General features: G+C 70.8%; 16 protein-coding genes. 8 read left to right on the forward strand and 8 right to left on the reverse strand.

The window, feature by feature from the left end; all coding sequences use genetic code 11:
- Window positions 1-109: 109 nt before the first annotated feature.
- Window positions 110-1,330, forward strand: a complete 1,221-nt coding sequence (locus KUM32_RS30945; RefSeq protein WP_217145331.1) for a sensor histidine kinase — start codon at window positions 110-112, stop codon at window positions 1,328-1,330.
- Complete coding sequence (locus KUM32_RS30950; RefSeq protein ID WP_217145276.1) at window positions 1,327-2,001, forward strand: response regulator transcription factor; 675 nt, start codon at window positions 1,327-1,329, stop codon at window positions 1,999-2,001. Before KUM32_RS30945 ends, KUM32_RS30950 begins: the two co-directional genes overlap by 4 nt.
- Here the strand turns inward: KUM32_RS30950 and KUM32_RS30955 are convergent.
- From KUM32_RS30955 to KUM32_RS30970, 4 genes are all read right to left on the reverse strand, one after another.
- Window positions 1,989-3,479 (reverse strand): alpha/beta hydrolase, encoded by a 1,491-nt coding sequence (locus KUM32_RS30955; protein WP_217145277.1) that lies wholly within the window; start codon window positions 3,477-3,479, stop codon window positions 1,989-1,991. The two genes, KUM32_RS30950 and KUM32_RS30955, sit on opposite strands and share 13 nt — an antisense overlap.
- Window positions 3,480-3,581: 102 nt before the next feature.
- Window positions 3,582-4,061: a cupin domain-containing protein gene (locus tag KUM32_RS30960; RefSeq protein WP_217145278.1), complete on the reverse strand. Its 480-nt coding sequence runs from the start codon at window positions 4,059-4,061 to the stop codon at window positions 3,582-3,584.
- A gap of 744 nt (window positions 4,062-4,805) precedes the next feature.
- Entirely contained in the window at window positions 4,806-5,117 is a 312-nt protein-coding gene (locus tag KUM32_RS30965) for a DUF397 domain-containing protein (protein ID WP_217145279.1), read from the reverse strand.
- Window positions 5,099-5,932: a helix-turn-helix transcriptional regulator gene (locus tag KUM32_RS30970; RefSeq protein ID WP_217145280.1), complete on the reverse strand. Its 834-nt coding sequence runs from the start codon at window positions 5,930-5,932 to the stop codon at window positions 5,099-5,101. Before KUM32_RS30970 ends, KUM32_RS30965 begins: the two co-directional genes overlap by 19 nt.
- A gap of 115 nt (window positions 5,933-6,047) precedes the next feature.
- On the opposite strand from KUM32_RS30970, the gene KUM32_RS45060 reads away from it, so the two are divergent.
- The 4 genes from KUM32_RS45060 to KUM32_RS30985 are packed head-to-tail and all read left to right on the forward strand — an operon-like array spanning window position 6,048 to window position 8,097.
- On the forward strand, window positions 6,048-6,254 hold the full coding sequence (locus KUM32_RS45060) for a hypothetical protein (RefSeq protein WP_308408758.1): 207 nt from the start codon (window positions 6,048-6,050) through the stop codon (window positions 6,252-6,254).
- Complete coding sequence (locus tag KUM32_RS30975) at window positions 6,251-6,466, forward strand: hypothetical protein (protein WP_217145281.1); 216 nt, start codon at window positions 6,251-6,253, stop codon at window positions 6,464-6,466. The genes KUM32_RS45060 and KUM32_RS30975 overlap by 4 nt, the downstream gene beginning before the upstream one ends.
- A gap of 22 nt (window positions 6,467-6,488) precedes the next feature.
- A complete protein-coding gene (recO, locus tag KUM32_RS30980) occupies window positions 6,489-7,238 on the forward strand; it encodes a DNA repair protein RecO (RefSeq protein ID WP_217145282.1) in 750 nt (249 codons plus the stop codon).
- 16 nt (window positions 7,239-7,254) lie between these two features.
- A complete protein-coding gene (locus tag KUM32_RS30985; RefSeq protein ID WP_217145283.1) occupies window positions 7,255-8,097 on the forward strand; it encodes an isoprenyl transferase in 843 nt (280 codons plus the stop codon).
- Window positions 8,098-8,154: 57 nt separating this feature from the next.
- On the opposite strand, the gene KUM32_RS30990 is transcribed toward KUM32_RS30985, so the two are convergent.
- From KUM32_RS30990 to KUM32_RS31005, 4 genes are read right to left on the reverse strand one after another with little or no spacing between them, the layout of a single operon-like run.
- Complete coding sequence (locus KUM32_RS30990) at window positions 8,155-8,574, reverse strand: Fur family transcriptional regulator (RefSeq protein ID WP_217145284.1); 420 nt, start codon at window positions 8,572-8,574, stop codon at window positions 8,155-8,157.
- A gap of 60 nt (window positions 8,575-8,634) precedes the next feature.
- A complete protein-coding gene (locus KUM32_RS30995; protein ID WP_217145285.1) occupies window positions 8,635-9,537 on the reverse strand; it encodes a metal ABC transporter permease in 903 nt (300 codons plus the stop codon).
- A gap of 13 nt (window positions 9,538-9,550) precedes the next feature.
- The gene (locus KUM32_RS31000; RefSeq protein WP_217145286.1) at window positions 9,551-10,345 is read right to left on the reverse strand and encodes a metal ABC transporter ATP-binding protein; all 795 of its coding nucleotides are present in this window, start codon (window positions 10,343-10,345) and stop codon (window positions 9,551-9,553) included.
- Between the two features lie 22 nt (window positions 10,346-10,367).
- Window positions 10,368-11,387, reverse strand: a complete 1,020-nt coding sequence (locus KUM32_RS31005; protein ID WP_217145287.1) for a metal ABC transporter substrate-binding protein — start codon at window positions 11,385-11,387, stop codon at window positions 10,368-10,370.
- 160 nt (window positions 11,388-11,547) lie between these two features.
- Between KUM32_RS31005 and KUM32_RS31010 the strand changes: the two genes are divergently transcribed.
- On the forward strand, window positions 11,548-12,930 hold the full coding sequence (locus KUM32_RS31010) for a glycine--tRNA ligase (RefSeq protein WP_217145288.1): 1,383 nt from the start codon (window positions 11,548-11,550) through the stop codon (window positions 12,928-12,930).
- Window positions 12,931-13,236: 306 nt separating this feature from the next.
- Window positions 13,237-14,154 carry a hypothetical protein gene (locus KUM32_RS45065; RefSeq protein WP_308408759.1) on the forward strand — a complete coding sequence of 306 codons (918 nt, stop codon included), beginning with the start codon at window positions 13,237-13,239 and terminating at the stop codon, window positions 14,152-14,154.
- Window positions 14,155-14,159: the final 5 nt, after the last annotated feature.

A 14,159-nucleotide genomic window follows, 5' to 3' on the forward strand; every position in this document is an offset into this window, starting at 1 on the left:
CCGGAGCGCGCCCCTCCTCTCCCGGAGGGGCGCGCCCGTTGCGGAGGATGGGCGCGTGCAGGCAACCACCCCTTCCTCGGCGGCCCGGCCCCGTGTGGGCGAGCGGATCATGGCCGTGATCAACCGCGATCCCCGCACCGTCCCGCACGGCGCCCGCAACGACGCCGTGCTCGCCGTGGTCCTCCTCGCCGGTGCCGTCTGTCTGGCGCTGTTCACCGACGAGGGCCGCCGCCCGGACCCGCTGGGCTGGGCGCTGCTGCTCGCCGCGCACGTCCCGATCGTGTGGCGGCGCCGTCACCCTCTGCTGGTGCTGGCCGCGGTGGTGGCCCTCGTCGGGCCGTACCACGCTCTGGACAACAACCATGCCGCGCCAGGGCCCGTCTCCTACGTCGCGTTGTTCACGCTCGCCGTGACCGGCCGCCCCCTGCGCACGGTCGTGACCGGTGTCGCGGTGCTCACCGTGTCCGTCAGCATCATGCTCACCGTCAACGCCCACCAGGCCGTCGAGCTGATCCGCATTTCCGGTTGGGTCGTCGCCATCCTTTTCTGCGGCATCGATGTCCGCTACTACCGCCAGTACGTCGCCTCCATCGTCGAGCGTGCCGAACGTGCGGAACGCACCCGTGAGGAGGAGGCCCGGCGCCGCGTCGCCGAGGAACGCCTGCGTGTCGCCCGGGACCTGCACGACCTGCTGGCGCACAGCATCACTCTCATCGGTGTGCAGACGTCGGTCGCCGCCCATGTGCTGACCGCCGACCCCGGGCGACTGGACCGGGCCGCCGTCGCCAAGGCTCTCGACGACATCGCCGAGACCTGCCGGTCGGCGCGGGGTGAACTGCGCACCACGCTGGAGGTTCTGCGGGCCCAGGACGCGCCCGACGCCCGTGGCCCGTTGCCCGGACTGCACGGCCTGCCGGACCTGGCGCGGGCGGCCCGGGTGGCGGGAGCGCGGGTGGAGCTGTCGCTGCGCGCCGGTGACGTGCCGCCCGCGGTCGGCGCCGCCGCCTACCGCATCGTGCAGGAGGCGCTGACGAACGTGGTGCGGCACGCGGGACCGGAACCGTCCGTGTGGGTCGAGGTGCATGCCGAGCGGGACGGCCTGCACCTGTCCGTGACCGACGACGGCATGGGGCCTGATCCCGCCGGCACCCCCGGTTTCGGCCTTGTCGGCATGCGGGAGCGGGCCCGCAGCGTGGGTGGCACACTCGACGCCGGGCCGCGGGGCGAGGGCGTGGGAGGCGGCTTCGAGGTGACGGCGGTCCTGCCCACGCCCGCCGCGCCCGTACCGGTCGGTGCGCCGACGACCATGACTCCGGGGAGAGACGGATGACCATACGCGTACTGCTCGCGGACGACCAGAACCTGGTCCGTGCCGCGTTCGCCCTGCTCATCGCGTCGGCCCCCGACATGGAGGTCGTCGGCGAGGCCGGCAGCGGCCGCCAGGCCGTGGAACTGGCCCGTGCCCGACGTGCCGACCTCGTCGTCATGGATGTCCGCATGCCGGACCTCGACGGCATCGAGGCGACCCGGCTCATCGCCGCCGACGAGGATCTCGCGGGCGTGAAGGTGCTGGTCCTCACCACCTATGACACCGACGAGAACATCGTGGAGGCCCTGCGCGCGGGCGCCTCCGGTTTCCTGGTGAAGGACACGAGGCCCGCCGAACTTCTTGACGCCATCCGCGTCGTGACGGCGGGTGACGCGCTGTTGTCGCCCGGTCCGACGGCCCGGCTGATCGAGCAGTTTCTGCGCAGCCCGTCGGCGCCGGTGGCGGGCGGCGGCCCCGAACGCCTTTCGGACCGGGAACGCCAGGTGCTCGCCCTCGTCGCGCGCGGCCTCACCAACACGGAGATCGCCGACTCCCTGGGACTGAGCCCGCTGACCGCGAAGACCCACGTGAGCCGGATCATGGGCAAGCTGGGGGCGCGGGACCGGGCGCAACTGGTCATCGTGGCCTACGAGTCGGGCCTGGTGACGCCGGGTGACCGTCAGGCGCAGTAGGTGTCTGTGGCGGGCCGCTGCCCGGTCGCCAGGAAGCGGGAGGCCGTGTCGTCGCCGCAGGCGTTGCCGTTGGCGAGGTAGGGGTTGTGGCCGGTGGAGTTCACGGTGACCATGACCGCGCGCGGACCGAGTGCCTCCCGCATCTTCAGGGCGCCGTCGAGGGGGGTGGCGACGTCCCGCTCGTTCTGGAGCAGCAGGATGTTGGACGGCCCCTCGTCAGTGATCCGCACCGGTGCCTCACGGGGCGGGTACGGCCAGGCGGCGCACAGCATGGCGTTGCGGGGCATTCCGGCGGTGAGCGGGTACTTGGCGCGGCTCTCGGCGACACCCTTCTCGTACACGGCCTGGGACTTGGGCCAGGCCACGTCGTTGCACAGCGTCCCGGCGCCGACGGCGGTGACGTTCTGCAGCACGGCCTCGGGCGGCACCGCGGGCGCGGGCGGCACGGTGCCCTGCCGCGCGGCCCGCATCAGCCGGGCGAGCGTCGGATAGCGGCTGGGGGAGTAGAGGCTGTCCAGCATGGTCTGGCGCAGCACATTGCCGTTCAGCTCTTCCGGATTGGCTCCGGGCCAGGGCAGGGGTTCCCGGTCCAGCCGGGCGGCGAGCCGCAGGAACAGCGGCCGCACGTCGGCGGCACTGCGCGCCAGGCGGTCGGGGTTCCCGGGCTGGGACGCCCAGGCCGCGAAGTGCGGGAAGGTGTCGTCGACGCCCTGCTCGTGCGCGGCCAGCCAGGCGCGGTTGAGGCGGGTGGGGTCGGGGTTGTCGACGCTGTCCAGCACCACGCGGTCGGTGCGACGCGGGAACATCTGCGCGTACACCGCCCCCACGTACGTCCCGTACGACGTCCCCCACGCGGAGATCTTCCGCTCGCCGAGCGCGGCCCGGAGGAGGTCGATGTCGCGGGCCTCGTTGGCGGTGCTGAGGTGTTTGATCAGCTCGCCGCCGTTGCGGGCGCAGGCGTCGGCCATGCGGCGGGCGGTGGCCATGTTCGCGTCCACCGAGCCGTCGGGGGCGGGCCAGGGGCGGAGCCTGGAGGTGGCGAGGTCGCCGTGTTCCAGCCCGCAGTCGACGGGGGTGGAGGGGGCGAGCCCACGGGGTGCGAACCCGATGAGGTCGTGGGTGTCCCGGACGCTCTGCGGCAGCTTCTGGCCCTTACCGGAGGGGTCGTTGAGGCTGGAGCCACCCGGCCCGCCGGCGATGAGCATCAGGGCGCCGCGCCGGGCATCCGGATTCTCACTCCGGATGCGCGAGACGGCGATGTCGATGCGGGGGCCGTCCGGGTCGGCGTGGTCCATGGGGACCCGGAGGGTGGCGCACTGCTGACGGGGGTCGAGGCCGGTGCCCTCGCAGGCCGTCCAGGCGAGGGGCTCGGACGGGCCGGCGGTGGCAGAGGCGGTCACGGGTGCGGTGATGCCGAGGAGAGCCGTGGACACGCCGACGATGGCGGCGTTGCGGATGGTGCGCGTGCGCTGCGTCATGCGACGAGCCTCGCGGATGTCCGAGGCCCTCCCCATCCGGGCAACAACCTGAAACGCAGGGGGGATTACCCCCGTACGGCTGTCGGGGTTCTCCCCGGGACGTCACACGAAGAAGCTGTCGTGCCGGACCTGGAACTCCCTCAGCTCCTCGCCGCCGCGCTGCGCGAACTCGGCGACGCGCTCGAAGTACTCCTCGCGCGGTGCGCCCGGGGAGAAGAGCATCAGCATGGACACGGGGTCGTCGCTGTCGTTCTTGAAGGCGTGCAGTCCGCCGACCGGCACGTACAGGAAGTCGCCCTGGCGTCCGGTGACCCAGCGCTCGCCGTTGTAGAGCTCGACCTCGCCGGACAGGACGTAGAAGGACTCCGAGATGCTCCGGTGGAAGTGCGTCCTGGCCCCGGGTGCCTTGGGCCCCATGTCCACCTTGTACAACCCGAACTCGCCTCCGGTGGAGGCGTGACTGGCGAGGTAGTGGGTGGTCGTGCCACCGGGGGAGACGACGTCGGGCGGGGTGTCGGCCGTCCTGAACACGGCGTTGATCTCGCCCTTCTCGCCGAGGTAGCGCGGCTCCGGGTACGACATGGGGTGCCCCCTTCATTCGTTGCGGGTCTGCGGACAACTCTCGCGCATGGGAGCGTTGTCGGCATCGTCCGTGAGATCGAAAGGGCCGGGATCGGGAGGCGTGGGCGGCGGCACCGTCTGTTGGCGGGGTGGCCGTGGGGCCGCCCGCTTCTTGGCCAGTGTCGTGCTTCCGCGAGCCGAGTAAAGGGCGCTCCGCTGCCGCTCCGCGTCGGCTGCGCCGATGGCCCTGCGGGCCACCCTTGACTCGGCTCGCTCCAGCACGGGGGAGAAGCGTGCGGGCGGCCGGGGAGGGTGGGTGTCCCGGGCCCGCCGGTCCCTTGGGCGGGTTGCCTCGTCACCCGGCGTGAGGGGCGCGTCCGCGCCTCGCCAGCACGCCGGGCGGGCTTGGCGACTGCCGCCCGGTGGGTGGTGGATGGCAGGGGGTGGGGGACCCGTGTTGAAAACCGATGACAGAATCGCGATTTTGTCATCGGTTTTTGGGAGGGGCCCCGGGAGGGCGAGGGCTCCGCGCGCCGGGACGCGGACGCAGCCGCCCACCGGCCGTGGGACGCTGAGGCGGCCCGGCGTGCATGCGAGGCGCTGGTGCGCACCCCTCACGCCGGGGACGGGGTGGCCGACGGAAGGGGCCGACGTGCCTCGGCCACCCGTCTTTCCGGGCCGCTCGCTCGCTTCTCCCTCGTGCTGGAGCGAGCCGAGTCAAGGGTGGGCCGCAGGCCCATCGCCGAAGGCGACGCGCAGCGCCCTTTACTCGGGTCGCGGAGGCACGACACTGGCAAGGAAGCGAGTGGCCCCCACGGTGCGTACGAACTCCGTCCAGGCCGCCGACCCGACGACGACCACCGGCCCACCGGCCACCTTGCTGTCCCGGACGGGCACGACGCCGGGGACTCCGTCGGCGACCTCGACGCAGTTGCCACCCTCGCCGTTGCTGTAGCTGCTCTTGCGCCAGCGGGCGGCGCCGGGGAAGTCGTACGCGACTTCGACGCAGTCGCCGCCTTGGCCGTTGCTGTAGCTGCTCTTCGTCCAGCGGGCGTTGCTCAGGTCGAACTCGCGCATCGTCTGAAGTCCTCCGCCGCCGATTCGATCAGGGCCAGGGACGCCTCCGGCGACAGCGCGGCGACCCTGAGCAGATCGTATGTGCGCTGGGTGTGCACCACCACGGCTGGATTGTCGATAAGGGTCCCTGAATACTCCGTCTCTGTATAGGCGACCTGAGGTGCGTCCTCGAAGTGCATCAGCTTCAGCATCCCACCCATGGCCGCATGCGCCCCCGCCGCGTACGGCAGCACCGTCACCACCGCCGTCCGCTCCCGCATCAGCCGTGCCACTTGCTCCAGTTGCGCCGCCATCGCCTGCGGACCGCCCACCGGAATCCGCAGCACGTTCTCGTGCAACGTCACCCAGTACTCGGGCCGTGCGGCGTCGTCGAGGATCAGTGACCGCTCCAGACGGGCGGTGACGATCTCGTCGACGTAGGCGTCGGACTTGAACGGGTTGGCAGCGATCGTCACCGCCCGTGCGTACTGCTCCGTCTGGAGCAGGCCCGGAACAACCGTCGGCGCGAACTCGCAGATCCTCGTCGCCAGCCGCTCCAGCTCGACGACCCCCGCGAAGTAATCCGCATACCGCGGATCGTCGATCAGCTTCCGGCACAACCGCTCGAAAATACCGTCGGTTTGCAGCGCCTCGTCAATGCGCTGGGCCACATCCAACTGAGGCTTCCGAATAGCCTGTTCGAACTGGCCGATGTATCCGCCGGATACGAATACCCGTGCCCCCAGCTCGACTTGGGTGATTCCGGCGTCCTCTCGTCGGCGTTTTAGTTCAATCCCGAAGAATTCCCATGCCGCCTGTCGTGAACCGTTGGCCATAGCCAATCCCCCTGCGCTGAACCGTACTTGTAGTGCACAGACTCCTGTCGAGTGTAGATACAGAGAGGCATTCTTGGGACACGAAGAGTGAAACCGCAAAGGGAAGGGGACCACGGTGGAGGCACGGCACTCGGCGCTCTGCGTCGAAGAAGCGGAGGTAGTGGTGAAAGAATTGCGCGCAGCGCTCGCGAGGGCAGGAATTGTTCTGCCGTCACTCGGGCTCGACCCGGTGAGTCTTGCGCGGGAGGCCCCCTGTCCGCTCATCGAATTGGGGCGGTGTTCCGTCGAGACCGCGCAGCGCCTCGCGGCGGTCCTGCGATGATCGTCCCGGTCGGTTCCTACGCCGTCGACACCCGTACCGGGCGGGTCGGCGTCGTCATGGGGCACGAGGGGCCGTACGTGCAGATGCGGCCGTACGGCGGCGGCCGGGAGTGGGACGCGGCGCCGGGTGACGTACGCCACGCCACCCCGGCCGAGCGGCTCAGCGCGGCGACGGCGTACACCAACGCCCGAAGCCGTGGCGAGGTGCCTTGAAGCATGCGCGAGAATGGTCGGCATGAGTCTGTTCCGCGACGACGGCATCGTGCTGCGCACCCAGAAACTGGGTGAGGCGGACCGGATCATCACGTTGCTCACACGCGGTCACGGACGCGTACGCGCCGTGGCCCGCGGGGTGCGCCGGACGAAGTCGAAGTTCGGGGCGCGGCTGGAGCCCTTCTCCCACGTCGACGTGCAGTTCTTCTCGAAGGGCAGCGAGCTGGTCGGGCGCGGGCTCCCGCTGTGCACGCAGAGCGAGACCATCGCGCCGTACGGCGGTGGCATCGTCACCGACTACGCGCGGTACACCGCGGGGACCGCCATGCTGGAGACGGCCGAGCGGTTCACCGACCACGAGGGCGAGCCGGCGGTGCAGCAGTACCTGCTGCTGGTCGGCGCGCTGCGCACCCTCGCCCGGGGCGAGCACGCGCCGCACCTCGTGCTGGACGCGTTCCTGCTGCGCTCGCTCGCCGTCAACGGGTACGCCCCGACCTTCGGGGACTGCGCGAGGTGCGGCATGCCGGGCCCGAACCGGTTCTTCTCGGTCGGCTCGGGCGGTTCCGTCTGCGCCGACTGCCGGGTACCCGGCAGCGTCGTACCCTCGCCGCAGGCCCTGGAACTGCTCGGGGCGCTGCTCACGGGAGACTGGGGGACCGCGGACGCGTGCGAGTCACGGTACGTCCGGGAAGGGAGCGGGCTGGTGTCCGCGTACCTGCACTGGCACCTGGAGCGCGGCCTGCGCTCCCTGCGATACGTCGAGAAATCCTGAAGGAGACGAGAGACACATGGCCGTACGCGGGTTCCTGGGGCGTCAGCGCCGGGACTACAGGACGCCGGAGCCGCACCCGTCCGGCGCGCGGCCCCCGAAGCTCGGCGAGCTGGTGCCCGAGCACGTGGCGATCGTCATGGACGGAAACGGGCGCTGGGCCAAGCAGCGCGGGCTGCCCCGCACCGAGGGACACAAGGTCGGTGCCGAGCAGGTCATGGACGTCCTCCAGGGAGCGATCGAGATCGGCGTCGGGAACATCTCCCTGTACGCCTTCTCCACCGAGAACTGGAAGCGCTCGCCGGACGAGGTGCGCTTCCTGATGAACTTCAACCGGGACTTCATCCGCAAGTCCCGCGACACCCTCGACGAACTCGGGGTGCGGGTGCGCTGGGCGGGGCGGATGCCCAAGCTGTGGAAGTCGGTGGCCAAGGAGCTCCAGGTCGCCCAGGAGCAGACCAAGGACAACGACCGGCTGACCCTGTACTTCTGCATGAACTACGGCGGACGCGCCGAGATCGCCGACGCCGCGCAGGCCCTCGCCGAGGACGTGCGGGCCGGGCGGCTCGACCCGGCGAAGGTCAACGAGAAGACGCTCGCGAAGTACCTGTACTACCCGGACATGCCGGACGTGGACCTCTTCCTGCGGCCGAGCGGCGAACAGCGGACGTCGAACTACCTGCTGTGGCAGAGCGCGTACGCGGAGCTGGTGTTCCAGGACGTGCTGTGGCCCGACTTCGACCGGCGTGACCTGTGGCGGGCCTGCCTGGAGTTCGCGTCGCGGGACCGTCGCTTCGGCGGAGCCATCCCCAACGAGGAACTCCTCGCCATGGAGGGGAAAACCAGCCCCTCCGGCGCTTGAGGACGACACCGTCAAGCCGAAAAGGGACCCGGGGTCAAGCCCCGGGCCCCGGGCGGCTCAACCGCCGGAGGCACGCGCGCAGTCCGCGCAGGTGCCGAAGATCTCCACCGTGTGCGCCACGTTGACATACCCGTGTTCGGCGGCGATGGCCTCGGCCCACTTCTCCACCGCGGGGCCCTCGACCTCGACCGCCTTGCCACAGGTGCGGCAGACGAGGTGATGGTGGTGGTCGCCGCTGGAGCAGCGGCGGTAGACCGACTCGCCGTCGGCCGTGCGCAGGACGTCGACCTCACCGGCGTCGGCGAGGGACTGCAGGGTCCGGTAGACCGTGGTGAGCCCGACCGAGTCGCCCTTGTGCTTCAGCATGTCGTGGAGTTCCTGAGCGCTGCGGAACTCCTCGACCTCTTCCAGCGCCGCCGACACGGCGGCCCGCTGCCGGGTGGCGCGGCCCTTCACGGGCGGTCCAGCGGTCGTCACCGGATTCCTCCTCACGTCTGCGGCTTGCCGGGCCATTGTGCCAGCCCGGCCCGCCGGCGGTCAGACGCCGATCTCGTCGGCGGCCCCCCGGGTGGCCGGAACCTTGCACTCCGCCGGATCCGCGGCGGGCCGCGCCGCGACGGCCGCCCGCGCGCGTCGCCGGGCCAGCGGCGCCGCCAGCACGGTCAGCAGAACGAACGCGCCGATGGTGAGCAGCACGATGGTCGCGCCGGGCGGCACGTCCTGGTAGTACGACGTGACCGTGCCGCCGATCGTCACACTGACGCCGATCGCGACGGCGATCGCGAAGGTGGCGGCGAAGCTGCGGCTGAGCTGCTGCGCGGCGGCGACCGGGACGACCATCAGGGCCGACACCAGCAGCAGACCGACGACGCGCATCGCGACCGTCACCGTGACCGCCGCCGTGACGGCCGTCAGCAGGTTCAGCGCGCGCACCGGCAGGCCGGTCACCCGGGCGAACTCCTCGTCCTGGCTGACCGCGAACAACTGGCGGCGCAGGCCGAGGGTGACGAGCACCACGAAGGCGGCGAGCAGACAGATCGCCGTGACGTCGGACTCGCTCACCGTCGACAGCGAACCGAAGAGGTACGAGGTGAGGTTGGCGTTGGAGCCGGTGGGGGCGAGGTTGATGAACATCACGCCGCCGGCCATGCCGCCGTAGAAGAGCATCGCGAGGGCGATGTCGCCGCGGGTCCTGCCGTACCAGCGGATCAGCTCCATGAGGACCGCGCCGAGGACGGAGACGAGTGTCGCCATCCACACCGGGGACCAGGAGAGCAGGAAACCGAGGCCGACGCCGGTCATCGCGACGTGGCCGATGCCGTCGCCCATGAGGGCCTGGCGGCGCTGGACCAGGTAGATGCCGACGGCGGGGGCGGTGATGCCGACCAGGACGGCGGCCAGCAGGGCCCGCTGCATGAAGGCGTAGTTCAGGATTTCCATAGTCGTCGCCTTCTCAGCTCAGCAGGCCGGTGCGGATCGGTTCGGCGCCCGCCGGGGCGTGCGGGTGCACGTGGTCGTGGCCGGGCAGCGCGTGCTGGCCGACGGCCTTCGGGGGCGGGCCGTCGTGCAGGACACAGCCGTCGCGGAGCACCACGGCCCGGTCGATCAGAGGCTCCAGGGGGCCCAGCTCGTGCAGGACGAGGAGGACGGTGGTGCCGGCCGCGACCTGCTTCCTGAGCGTCTCGGCCAGCACCTCCTGGCTGGCCAGGTCGACGCCCGCCATCGGCTCGTCCATGATCAGCAGTTCGGGTTCGGCGGCGAGCGCGCGGGCGATCAGTACGCGCTGGTGCTGGCCGCCGGAGAGGGCGTTCACGGAGTCCTTGGCCCGGTCCGCCATGCCGACCAGGTCGAGGGCCCGGCGTACGGCCTCGTGGTCGGCCTTGCGCAGGATGCCGAAGCGGGCCCGGGAGAGGCGGCCGGAGGAGACCACCTCGGTCACCGTCGCGGGCACGCCGCCCGCGGCCGTGGTGCGCTGCGGGACATAGCCCACGCGCGCCCAGTCGCGGAACCGGCGTCGCGGGGTGCCGAACAGCTCGACCTCCCCGGCCGTGACCGGCACCTGGCCGATGACGCTGCGCACGGCCGTGGACTTGCCCGAGCCGTTGGCGCCGAGCAGCGCGACGACCTCGCCGCGGCGCACGGTGAGGTCGATGCCGCGCAGGACGGGGCGCGAGCCGAGGTCGGCGCGGACGCCGCGCAGTGCTATGACAGGCTCCGCTATGACAGGCTCATGGCCGGGCTCGCTCATGCCGTCGCCCTCCGGTGGTCGCTCACTTGGTGGTACCCAAGGCCTTCTGCAGGGCCTCGAGGTTGGCCTTCATGACCTGGAAGTAGTCGTCTCCGCGGGACTTGTCGGTGATGCCCTCGATCGGGTCGAGGACGTCCGTCTTGAGACCCGCGTCCTTGGCGACGGTCTTCGCGGTCTTGTCGCTGACGAGCGTCTCGTAGAAGACCGTGGAGACGCCGTCCGCCTTGGCCATCTTCTCAAGCTCCCTGACCCGCGCGGCGCTGGGCTCGGACTCGGGGCTGAGGCCGCTGATGGACTCCTCGGTCAGGCCGTAGCGCTCGGCGAGGTACCCGAAGGCGGAGTGGGTGGTGATGAAGACCTTGGTCTTGGTGTTCTTCAGGCCGGTCTGGAACGCGGTGTCCAGGTCGCCGAGCTTCTTGACCAGGGCCTCGGTGTTCTTCTGGTAGTCGGCGGCGTGGTCGGGGTCGGCCTTCTCGAAGGCCTTGCCGACGCCCTTGGCGACCTCGGCGTACTTGACCGGATCGAGCCAGATGTGGGGGTCCTTGCCGCCCTCCGTGGCGTGGTCGTGGCCGTGCTCGTCCTCGGCGTGTCCGCCCTCGCCCTCGGCGTGACCGTGCTCGTCCTCGTGGCCGTGCTCGTCCGCGTGACCGCCGGCCTCGGCGCCGTGCTCCTCCAGGGTGGTCAGCGTGGTCGCGTCGATCTTCGTCTTGGCGCCCGACTGGGCGATGGCCTCGTCGACGGAGGGCTGGAGGCCCTTGAGGAAGAGCGCGGCGTCGGTCTCCTCCAGCTGCGCGCGCTGCTTGGCGCTGATCTCCAGGTCGTGCGGTTCCTGGCCGGGCTGGGTCAGGCTGGTGACGCTGACGTGGTCGCCGCCGATCTGCTCGGCGAGGAACGCCATGGGGTAGAACGACGCGACGACGTCGAACTTGTCCGTGTTGCCCGCTGCCGCGCTGTCGCTCGAGCAGGCGGAGAGGGTCCCGAGACCGAGTGCGGCGGCCGCGGTGACCGCTATGCCGGATATGGTGCGTCGTCGTACGTTCATGACACCCATTTTCAACAAATGTGGAAACGGTTGTCAACAAGCCCCGGACCGGGTAGAGGGGTGCCCCCGATTTGGCCGGGGGGCGGGCCACGCCGGTACCCTGAGTCATTCTCTGGAAGCATCTCGCTTCGTCGCCCGTCGTCGTAATGAAGAGAGCACCGTGGCCGCCGACAAGATCGACACCATCGTCAGCCTGAGCAAGCGCCGTGGCTTCGTATTCCCCTGCAGTGAGATCTACGGCGGACAGCGCGCCGCCTGGGACTACGGTCCGCTGGGTGTCGAGCTCAAGGAGAACCTCAAGCGCCAGTGGTGGCGCTACATGGTCACCTCGCGCGAGGACGTCGTCGGTCTCGACTCGTCCGTGATCCTGGCCCCCGAGGTGTGGGTGGCCTCCGGCCACGTCGCCACCTTCACGGACCCGCTGACCGAGTGCACCTCCTGCCACAAGCGGTTCCGCGCGGACCACCTGGAGGAGGCGTACGAGGAGAAGAAGGGCCACGCCCCGGAGAACGGGCTCGCGGACCTCAACTGCCCCAACTGCGGCAACAAGGGCACCTTCACCGAGCCCAAGCAGTTCTCGGGCCTGCTCTCCACCCACCTCGGCCCCACCCAGGACAGCGGCTCCGTCGCCTACCTGCGGCCCGAGACCGCGCAGGGCATCTTCACCAACTTCGCCCAGGTGCAGACCACTTCGCGCCGCAAGCCGCCGTTCGGCATCGCCCAGATGGGCAAGTCCTTCCGCAACGAGATCACGCCCGGCAACTTCATCTTCCGCACCCGCGAGTTCGAGCAGATGGAGATGGAGTTCTTCGTCAAGCCGGGCGAGGACGAGAAGTGGCAGGAGTACTGGATGGAGCAGCGCTGGAACTGGTACACCGGCCTCGGCATGCGTGAAGAGAACATGCGCTGGTACGAGCACCCGAAGGAGAAGCTCTCCCACTACTCCAAGCGCACCGCCGACATCGAGTACCGCTTCCAGTTCGGCGGCAGCGAGTGGGGCGAGCTGGAGGGTGTCGCCAACCGGACGGACTACGACCTCGGTGCCCACTCCAAGGCCTCCGGCCAGGACCTCTCCTACTTCGACCAGGAGGCCGGCGAGCGCTGGACTCCGTACGTCATCGAGCCGGCGGCCGGTGTCGGCCGGGCGATGCTCGCCTTCCTGCTCGACGCGTACATCGAGGACGAGGCCCCGAACGCCAAGGGCAAGCTGGAGAAGCGCACGGTGCTGCGCCTCGACCCGCGGCTGGCCCCGGTGAAGGTCGCCGTGCTGCCGCTGTCCCGCAACCCGGAGCTGTCGCCCAAGGCCAAGGGCCTCGCGCAGGCGCTGCGGCAGAACTGGAACATCGAGTTCGACGACGCCGGTGCCATCGGGCGCCGCTACCGTCGCCAGGACGAGATCGGTACGCCGTTCTGCGTGACCGTCGACTTCGACACGCTGGACGACAACGCCGTGACGGTGCGCGAGCGGGACACGATGAAGCAGGAGCGCGTGTCGCTGGACCAGATCGAGGGGTACCTCGCCTCGCGTCTGATCGGCTGCTGACGCGCGCTGCCGTCGCCGTACCGGGGGTTCGGTCCTCGGGCCCCGGGCGATCGCCCACCCTCCGTCCGACTCCGGTCGGCCGTAGGGTGGGCGATCGCCGTTTCACGGCCGTCGCCGAGCCGCCGGCGCGGGGGGCGCGCGTCCCGCCCCCTCGGCCGGTCGCCCACTCGGAGGAGAACCGGCGGCCGATGGCCGAGTGGTCGCGGCGTCGTCGGGATGAGCGCTCGAAGTGCGGGAACCCGGAGAAGTGCGGAAGGTGATGTTCCCAGGGTTTCCACAGTTCGCACAGGGCGAGGACGAACAGTCATGGCTGAGCAGAAGTCGGCGCAGAAGCTCCCGCGGCCGTTGCACGCGGCGGCCTCGGTGCTGCGGAAGGTGCCCGGCGCCGAAACGGTCGGCAGGGCCGCCGAGGGCACGTTGGACAGGATCGGTGCCGTGTCACCGCGGGGACGGCGGGTGATCGTCTACACGGGGGCCGGGGTGCTGGGCATCGCCGGACTGGTGGAGTGGCCGGTGGCGGTCACCGGAGCGGCGGTGGCGTGGCTGACGCGGCCCCGTGGCGAGCAGGACCGGGACGGCACCGCCGCGGAGGGCGAGAAGGCCGGGGCGCGGAGCACCGTGAAGGGCACCGTGACCAAGAGCGCGGGGACGCAGGGCGCCGCCGCCAGGAGCCCCGTGCGGACGCGGGCGCAGCAGGGCGTCGCGGCCGGGAAGAGCAGCACCGCGGCAGGGGAGACCACCCCGGGCGGCGGCACCGCGAAGACGACCGCCGCGAAGACGACCACCGCGAAGACGACCACCGCCAAGCAGACCGCCGCGAAGAAGTCCGCGGCCAAACAGGCCGTCGCGAAGCAGGCCGCCGTGAAGCGGACCGCCGCCACACAGGCCACCGCCCAGCAGGCCGCGGCGAAGAAGGCCACGGCGAAGCAGGCGGCCGCGGGACGGGCCACCACCACGAAGAAGGCCACCGGGAAGAAGGCCACCGCGAAGCAGACGACCGCCAAGCAGGCTTCCGCCAGGCAGACGGCCGCGAAGAAGGCCGCCGCCCAGCAGGCCACCGCGAAGAAGACGTCCTCCGCTGGGAGGACCACCGCGAAGAAGACCGCGTCCCCCGTCCGGGCCAGGAGCCAGTCCGGGACCAGGGCGTCCTCGACCCGGCCCGCGAGCCCGGCCGGGAGCCGCAGCCGTACGGCCTCCGCGTCGCGTACGCGAAAGGCGGACTGAGAGGC

The organism is Streptomyces sp. AC627_RSS907, from assembly GCF_019049165.1.

Bases quoted from the DNA above. Each gene is read 5' to 3' on its own strand.
- KUM32_RS30945 (WP_217145331.1), top strand. From the start codon at position 110: ATGGCCGTGATCAACCGCGATCCCCGCACCGTCCCGCACGGCGCCCGC.
- KUM32_RS30950 (WP_217145276.1), top strand. From the start codon at position 1,327: ATGACCATACGCGTACTGCTCGCGGACGACCAGAACCTGGTCCGTGCC.
- KUM32_RS30955 (WP_217145277.1), bottom strand. From the start codon at position 3,479: ATGACGCAGCGCACGCGCACCATCCGCAACGCCGCCATCGTCGGCGTG.
- KUM32_RS30960 (WP_217145278.1), bottom strand. From the start codon at position 4,061: ATGTCGTACCCGGAGCCGCGCTACCTCGGCGAGAAGGGCGAGATCAAC.
- KUM32_RS30965 (WP_217145279.1), bottom strand. From the start codon at position 5,117: ATGCGCGAGTTCGACCTGAGCAACGCCCGCTGGACGAAGAGCAGCTAC.
- KUM32_RS30970 (WP_217145280.1), bottom strand. From the start codon at position 5,932: ATGGCCAACGGTTCACGACAGGCGGCATGGGAATTCTTCGGGATTGAA.
- KUM32_RS30975 (WP_217145281.1), top strand. From the start codon at position 6,251: ATGATCGTCCCGGTCGGTTCCTACGCCGTCGACACCCGTACCGGGCGG.
- recO (WP_217145282.1), top strand. From the start codon at position 6,489: ATGAGTCTGTTCCGCGACGACGGCATCGTGCTGCGCACCCAGAAACTG.
- KUM32_RS30985 (WP_217145283.1), top strand. From the start codon at position 7,255: ATGGCCGTACGCGGGTTCCTGGGGCGTCAGCGCCGGGACTACAGGACG.
- KUM32_RS30995 (WP_217145285.1), bottom strand. From the start codon at position 9,537: ATGGAAATCCTGAACTACGCCTTCATGCAGCGGGCCCTGCTGGCCGCC.
- KUM32_RS31000 (WP_217145286.1), bottom strand. From the start codon at position 10,345: ATGAGCGAGCCCGGCCATGAGCCTGTCATAGCGGAGCCTGTCATAGCA.
- KUM32_RS31005 (WP_217145287.1), bottom strand. From the start codon at position 11,387: ATGAACGTACGACGACGCACCATATCCGGCATAGCGGTCACCGCGGCC.
- KUM32_RS45065 (WP_308408759.1), top strand. From the start codon at position 13,237: ATGGCTGAGCAGAAGTCGGCGCAGAAGCTCCCGCGGCCGTTGCACGCG.